The following is a 7,223-nucleotide window of genomic DNA, read 5'->3' on the forward strand; positions in this document are numbered from 1 at the left end:
GGCTACCGTGAACTACTAGGCATGCAGGTCGCAACATCAGAATCCGTGGAATCATGGACCGGATTCTTCCAAGACCTCAAAGCCCGTGGTCTTGGCGAAGTCTATCTCGTTACCAGCGATGCGCACCTAGGAATCCAAGCCGCTGTTGGTCAAGTACTGCCTACTGCAGGTTGGCAACGCTGCCGGACACATTTTGCTAAGAATCTGTCGTCAAAAGTGTCAAAACGCCAGTGGACAACACTATCGGGAATGTTTCACTCCATCTTCCAGCAAGCCGACGCGCAAGCTACCTGGGACCAAGCCCGCCAGGTCGTAGATTTCTGCACGCAGCGTTTCCCCGACGCAGCTGACTACCTGGAAGAATCATTAGATGAGATTCTCGCGTTTACAACCACGCCCAAAGCTGTATGGACGAAGGTATGGTCCAATAATCCAACGGAGCGTTTGAACCGTGAAATCAGGCGGCGTACCGACGTTGTAGGAATCTTTCCCAACCGCGCAGCTGTCATCCGCCTCGTCGGCGCGATACTAGCTGAACAGCATGACGACTGGATTCAGCAGAAACGCTATATGTCACTAGCAAGCTTGGAACACACCCGACGCCTGATAGCTACCAACACCATCCACACCAACGACGCAGACACCATCGAGGCAGCCTCCTAATGAACCAACATCAACCCCGAGCCGGACCCCAACACCGACCCTGACACTGTCCCCCGATTCACAGATTCAGAAAGGACAGATACACCACTCCACCGGACTTGACCACGGAACAAAACCTGGGACACTTCAGGAAGAGCAGATTTACGTTTGGCTTGGATCGTTGTCACTGGAACGAAAGCACGCGGTGAGATCCCTTCAATGCCCATCAGGCGCATCCGCTTGGCCACAGTCTTGCGATTCATACTGATCTGGTAGCGCTCACCTAGTTCTGCGGTGATCCGCGGAGCACCATAGACCTCATCGGAGTCTTTCCAAATCTGATGAATCTTGCGGTCAACATCATTGTAAAATGATGCACGATCATCCTTACCGGTTAAGCGTTGCTGCTGTATATGGGTCCATTTGTAGTATTCAGACCGAGACACTTTTAATAGTCGTGCCATGCGTTTGATGCTGTAGTTCGCCTTGCTCTGGCTACATTAATTCGAACTTTTCTGTTCGCGTTGCCTTAAAGCGAAGAAGGCTGTCGCTTGTGACAAAAGCTCGTTATCCATCTTGGCTTCAGCCAACTCACGACGCAGACGAGCGTTCTCCGCACGAAGATCCGCTTCGCGTAGCCCATCGGAGGATCCTTAGGCGTTGACGCTCATTTTTCACCCATCGGCCTAAAAGACCTGGTGCGACACCAATTTCTTTCGCTACATGAGCAATTGGGCGCTGCGATTCGATTACCAGGTTCGCGGCTTCGCGTCGATACTCAGGTGTGTATTTCTGGCGTTGTTGACTCACAATGAACATCCTCTCTTACGGACACAAGATCCGCACTAATCGGGTGTCCACCAAACGAGGGCAACCTCAATCGAGATTGAAGTTGTCAGGTTTGAGCGAGTGTCAAGCTGACCTGAGACCAGACTCCACCAGAGCTTGGGATATCAACCCCAACGAGCCTGAAACAGGATTATGGAAGCAGAACCCGCCACAAGAGATATTAGAAATCAAGGCAAATGCCTAGGAACAAAACTCGGGAAACTTCACATAAGCGTAAGTATGAAGTCCCAAATAAAGCTCTGGAGCCTACGCGGCTCCAGGCGACATCGTTCCGGTATCCGGCTCGTCGTAATGAAAGCTTAACTGGTCCCGCTGACAATTTTCAATAGAGCAGTAGCCACATCGCTTGGGTTCTTCACCAACGATCAACCGCCATCGAGTATCTCCAGTCCAGCTGGCGGAACCTCTTTTTCTCACTGCATCGCGGTCCACTCGATGTCTTCGAAGCCCCAGTCGGATAAATGCCAGGTGATGGTCTCGGTGGCATCGATAAGCGCGTGCTCCATTGTCTCTTCATCGTCACCGGTAACGGAGAGCTCGAGCATCACTGAAGTATCTTCTTCGTCCAATAGCCCCACGTCCAAGGGGCCGCCATCATCGAGGCCGGACACAAAGCGCGCGGTCCAATTTTCGCCGCCAAAGAAACTGGAGTCCTCTTCTATAGCGCCCTTTTCCTCCAAGTCCCATATAGCTTCAATAATGTCCCAGTTGCCGGTAATTGCAGCGGACAGCTCGGCGTCACGCCCGTACAGCACCAGCTCATGGAGCCATGAATAGTCAATAATGAAGCTGCTCATAATGCCTGCCAGTGTATGCGAGGAGAACCCCACTCCCTGAACGCACTCACCGAGCGTTTTGCTTATAAACCCAGCTGTTCAAGTTCTGTGCAGAGGGCATCGATCTGCGCGCGCGTATGGGTTGCCATGAGGGTAACGCGGAGTATCGCAGCGCCACGTGCAACAGTGGGCCACCGGATTGCCGGGACGATAAATCCACGGTCAAGCAGTGCAGCGCTAGCGTCCATCGCGGCGGCTTCATCGCCGACGTGCACGGGGATAATCGGCCCTTGCTGTGGCGTAGTCCCGCGTGTTTTGTGCCAATAAGCAATATTGTCCTGCAGTTGGTTAACCAGACTGGGATCAGACTCAATGAGCTTTAACGCCGCGAGCACGGCGGCCGATGTTGCTGGCGTGGGAGAGGTAGAAAATACGAAGGACCGGGCTTGTTGCCGCAATAGCTGGGCAACCGGCTTGCTCGTTGCCACGAGGCCGCCTTCGGCGCCAAGCGCCTTGCTAGCGGTAATAAGCTGAATATCGGGCTGGACGCCGAAATATTCTGGGAGGCCAAGGCCGCGGTTGCCGACGGTGCCAAACGAGTGAGCATCATCGACCATAAGCCACGCGCCGTGTTCGCGTGCCAGCCGCGATAGCTCAGGCAAGGGTGCAAGCACCCCGTCCATGGAAAAGAGGCCATCGGTAATAACCAAGGCATACTTGGTGGTCCTGGTGACCAAAGCGTTTTCTACAGCGCGGGTATCGCGGTGCGCCGTAACGACGAGGGAGGCGCCACTCGCCTTTGCGAGCCGGCAGCCATCGATGATGCTGGCGTGGTTGCGCGCATCGGAAACAATGGTGAGCTCGGGCGAGGCCAACGCCTGCAACGTCGATAGATTGGCTTGGTACCCGGTGGCAAAGAATACCGAGTCTGGATACCCAGTCAGCTGGGCCGCAGCGGCTTCTACCGCAACGTGTAATTCAGACGTGCCGGTGGTCAAACGCGAGCCGCCTGAGCCTGCGCCGTAGTGATCAACGCTGTCCTTTACGGCGTTTTTAATCTCCGGATGCTCTGCCAGGCCCAGGTAATTCGACGAGCTAAAGAGCACCGCGTCTTTGGCCGTCTTCCCGGTGGCCGTCCGCAAGGAGCTTTCCGGGACTTGCCCACTTGCAAAGACCGAAGGGCTGCGCCATAGGCCGTCTTCTCTCCACTTATCCAGGCGCGCAGATGCGACTTGTTCTAGGCTCTCGTTCACTTTTCTGCCCCAAAATCCACGAGTACGGCGCGGTTTTCCAAATAATCAATCAACGCTTCGATATCGGCACCTGGTTTGATAATGAATGCCCGCGCCCCCTCATCCGACCCAGGCTCTTTAATGTGCGGAAGGCGGTGGTACGTGGCATCAATGCAGACGTAACCGGTGGTATAGGCCGGATCATCAGACACACAGAGTTCTGCTAAGACATCGGGATGCGCGGCTACCTTGCTCGCCAGCACGATGGCTTCACGAGCAGCGTCCTTGCCTTTGAAAGCCTCATCTGTAGCACCGCACGCGTCCATGTGGCTTACGCGGACTCCTCGCTGTGCATCTGGTTCGCAGCGAGTGCCCGTATCGGCTGCGATGAGCATTGCTCCGCGCATATTCCTGGCGCTAAACGTCTCTTCAATGACTACCTGGAAATGAGCGGTCATGGGGCGCAATAGTTCCTCGATGACGTCCTTAGCCTGCGAGGGCGATTGCACCGCTTCTTCTTTTACTCCTACGGCAGGGACGTGCAGAATATCGGATCCGGCCACAGCTTCCACCGTGATGAAGGTATTTTCCGCCATTCCCTTCGGGTGCACCAAAGCTCGCTGAGATAGCGCCGCACAGACCGTTGGAACCTCGTGTTCCCTGACAATTCGCTCTGCTCCCGAAATGTGCTGGCCTGCGGAATCCGACCGCATTCTCACTGAGAAATAAGTCATAATCTGAGGGTACCGGACTAATTGAACAGTGTTCAGGGAAAGGGGAAATTAGCGGGACACGGCCAAACTCCAGGTCTTGCTTCCGGCGTAGGTATGCACAGGCCGTGCGCTTTCCGATGCCTTCTCCTCAACCCACGTTCTACACCCCTTATTTTCCGGCTAACCAGGCGATTTGTGTGAAAACGGCGTTAGCCTATATAGTTAATTCTCGTTGCACAGAGAACGGCACGTTCGAAGTACAACATGGATATTCCTCCATAGCTCAGTTGGCAGAGCATTCGACTGTTAATCGAAGGGTCACTGGTTCGAGCCCAGTTGGAGGAGCTACGAATATGCAGGTCAAAACGATAAATATTCTACCCTATGCCTGGCGTGGTATTCACGTGGTACAGGAGCTATAAAACGGGTTACGTGCGATCCCGCAAAGGCGGGTAATAGCGGTTTAGGCGTGCCCTCCGGCAGCGTGCTGCTCTGTGCGGGCGTCGCACCCCCTGGCGCACCGATCATCGCGCCCTCCGGCAGCGTGCTGCTCTGTGCGGGCGTCGTACCCGAGGTATTAATCGACCATTGCTTTGATACGTCGATTTAGTGGGACGCCACCAACGAACGATAGAAATGTGTCGTTGACCTGCATATAGGAAAATGACGGAATGCAAATATGCAAGTCAAAGCGTTTGCGATTAGCAGAAGAGCATAAGGGGTGCGACGCCATCTTTCCAAAATGCTCTAAATTAAGCATGACGATCGTGACGTTTTACCAGGTCACGGCTTTTATGCTTCTGACACATGGTAACGCCACATGCCACCGATACCACCATTTCCCAAAATGCGAACATGTTTTCGAGCCCCTCAACCTACATCAAGATTTCGCAGTGTGCTCTATGTCACATTTTTACAACATGTCTCTCCCCTATAAAAAGGTCTGAGTGAAAAGCACGCAGAATAAGTATGGAAGGGGTAAAAGTAGTCGTTTATCCAGCTCAGCAGTGGTTTCGCTCCATACTTATTTTTTCTGGGCGACACAGCGAAAATAGGTATGCGCAGGTCAGAGGGGGTGGAATCTCTCCTATTTTCATACTTATTTTTCCGGCCCCGAGGAAAAAGTATGGAATCTCGCAGAGACTGACCTGCGTGTTTGGAAAAGAGGTATGAGAAAAACACCCGCTGAGCTGCGCATACTTATTCTGCGGCAAAATAAGTATGGATTCGGAGGAACACACACGCCCGACGATGCAACCGGCATCAAAAATGAACTTTTAGCAATTGCGTTCGATCGGCCTGTGTTCTGTACCCCTTCCCGTACCGGATAATAGCGGGTATAGTGGAGTATGCAGGATAGCCCTGCTGTCTTTTGCTAGGCGTGTTATGTCCATGAGGTTTTTGGACTCGGAGTCTAGGGACTTTGTGGACATAACAGACTTAGGCCATATTAGTGCACACCTTGGTTCCCTGAACCCAGCCGTCCCAGCAGTTCCGTGACGTCATCAGGTACCGGCGAAGCAGCATGGATCGTCTGCCCCGCCACCTGCACCTGGAAGGTCTGGTACCTCCGCAACGTCCGCACCAGCCGCTTCAACGACAACCCCGAGCGCTCCTCCAGCAGATGCCCCACAGCCATCGCCGCCATCACCACACTTAGGTGCGCCTCGATGGATTCCCGCTTGTGGTGGTAGATCGGCCAGGCCTCGAGATCGGACTTCGACATCCGAAACGCCTTCTTAAATCTTCAACATCTGCCGGTAGGCGTGGATCACCTGTTCGGCAGGCAGATCCACCCGGGACGTCTGGTACCCCTTGAGCTCGGCCAGGGCCTTGTTCTTGGTCACCAACGCCCAGTTGACCTGCTTATTCGGCGCCTTGAGATCCACGAACCGGTTGCGCTTGACCGGCAACTTCCCGGCCACGGCCTTCTCCGCTTTGGCGACCTGCTCATCAATACCCTTCAACGTGCGGCGTGCTCTGTCTCAGGAGTACCGGTAGTAGGTGACCGAATGCGGCACACCGCCTGGGCCACGGCCCGTCCGGTCGGCTCACGTCCAGATCTGCTGGTCCTCATAGTCCTGGCCGGGGTTGTTCTTGCGCCACTGCGCCACCGGATAGGGGATGTCGTTGAATTTCACTCCGAGGATGCAGTGCAGGCCGGCCTCGATGATCGAGACCTTGTTGCCGGCAGAGAACTTCCCGGCGTCGACGACAACGGTGACCTCTTCCACGCCGTAGGCGTCCTGGACGTTTCTGATCATAGGAAACATGGTGCGTGTTTGAGCCATGTTCCCCCTCAAACGCACCCACGGCCAGCGGGAAGCCCCGGGCATCCGCCAGCAGGCCGACGGTGATCTGCGGCTCGAGCCTGCGTTTTTGGAAAAGCCCGGCTTGCGGAACTTATCGCCCTCATCGGTTTCAAAGTACACGGTGGTCACGTCGTAAAGAACCAGGACACCGGGTGCGATCCCGGCATGGTTCGCGCAAGCCTGGGTAAGCCGGTCGCGGAAGTCGTCGGTGGCGTAGGCCGGCAGGTGTCGTTGGATGGTGCGGTAGCTGGCGAAGGCCACACCGAGTTCCGCCAGTGTCTCAATGCTGTCGACCTTCGATCCTGCCTGCACGATCCGGGCGGTGACGAGGTCAAAAACACCTGATCATCCCTGGTTCCTCATCGAAACCCAGCTCGCTGTACGCGGCACGGATGACCTCGAGGAGGCGGCCGGCGCGCTCGGAGGTGATCGGCACCGGCGCATCGGCGGATCCGCTGCCGGCGGGTGTGGTGTCCACACCAAGATCCAGGCTCACCTGGTCGCCGTCAAGAAGACACTGGTCCTAGGCCTAAAGCAGCGCAAGATCTTCGTCAGTGTGCGCCGAACCGAGATGTTTCATGGTCTTGGCGCCGCGTTTCTGCGAATACACGACCTGCACGGCAGTCGACCCGAAGGCGGTGCGCACGGTGCGGATATACGGGCTCATGAAAATCAATCTAACCGCCCACCCCGAAACCC

At 55.2% G+C, this 7,223-nt stretch carries 6 protein-coding genes, 1 tRNA gene and 1 pseudogene; 2 read left to right on the forward strand and 6 right to left on the reverse strand.

Annotated elements, in window-relative coordinates:
- On the forward strand, nt 1-663 hold a 663-nt coding region (locus ABRP84_RS11070; RefSeq protein WP_349853818.1), incomplete at its 5' end, for an IS256 family transposase.
- On the opposite strand, the gene ABRP84_RS11075 is transcribed toward ABRP84_RS11070, so the two are convergent.
- From ABRP84_RS11075 to ABRP84_RS11095, 5 genes are all read right to left on the reverse strand, one after another.
- A complete protein-coding gene (locus tag ABRP84_RS11075) occupies nt 660-1,106 on the reverse strand; it encodes an IS3 family transposase (protein ID WP_084530201.1) in 447 nt (148 codons plus the stop codon). The genes ABRP84_RS11070 and ABRP84_RS11075 overlap by 4 nt on opposite strands.
- Before the next feature lie 127 nt (nt 1,107-1,233).
- Nucleotides 1,234-1,461, reverse strand: a complete 228-nt coding sequence (locus ABRP84_RS11080) for a transposase (protein WP_349853819.1) — start codon at nt 1,459-1,461, stop codon at nt 1,234-1,236.
- Nucleotides 1,462-1,904: 443 nt separating this feature from the next.
- Nucleotides 1,905-2,288 carry a hypothetical protein gene (locus ABRP84_RS11085; protein ID WP_034659075.1) on the reverse strand — a complete coding sequence of 128 codons (384 nt, stop codon included), beginning with the start codon at nt 2,286-2,288 and terminating at the stop codon, nt 1,905-1,907.
- A 62-nt stretch (nt 2,289-2,350) separates the two neighbouring features.
- Nucleotides 2,351-3,520, reverse strand: a complete 1,170-nt coding sequence (locus ABRP84_RS11090) for an aminotransferase class I/II-fold pyridoxal phosphate-dependent enzyme (RefSeq protein ID WP_349853820.1) — start codon at nt 3,518-3,520, stop codon at nt 2,351-2,353.
- Nucleotides 3,517-4,233, reverse strand: a complete 717-nt coding sequence (locus ABRP84_RS11095; RefSeq protein WP_034659074.1) for a 6-carboxyhexanoate--CoA ligase — start codon at nt 4,231-4,233, stop codon at nt 3,517-3,519. The genes ABRP84_RS11090 and ABRP84_RS11095 overlap by 4 nt, the downstream gene beginning before the upstream one ends.
- A gap of 251 nt (nt 4,234-4,484) precedes the next feature.
- On the opposite strand from ABRP84_RS11095, the gene ABRP84_RS11100 reads away from it, so the two are divergent.
- Nucleotides 4,485-4,557: transfer RNA gene (locus tag ABRP84_RS11100), tRNA-Asn, on the forward strand.
- A 1,105-nt stretch (nt 4,558-5,662) separates the two neighbouring features.
- Here the strand turns inward: ABRP84_RS11100 and ABRP84_RS11105 are convergent.
- Nucleotides 5,663-7,191 (reverse strand): annotated as a pseudogene (locus ABRP84_RS11105) (IS1634 family transposase).
- Between the last annotated feature and the right edge of the window lie 32 nt (nt 7,192-7,223).

Source organism: Corynebacterium sp. KPL2861 (assembly GCF_040225475.1).
GTDB lineage: Bacteria > Actinomycetota > Actinomycetes > Mycobacteriales > Mycobacteriaceae > Corynebacterium.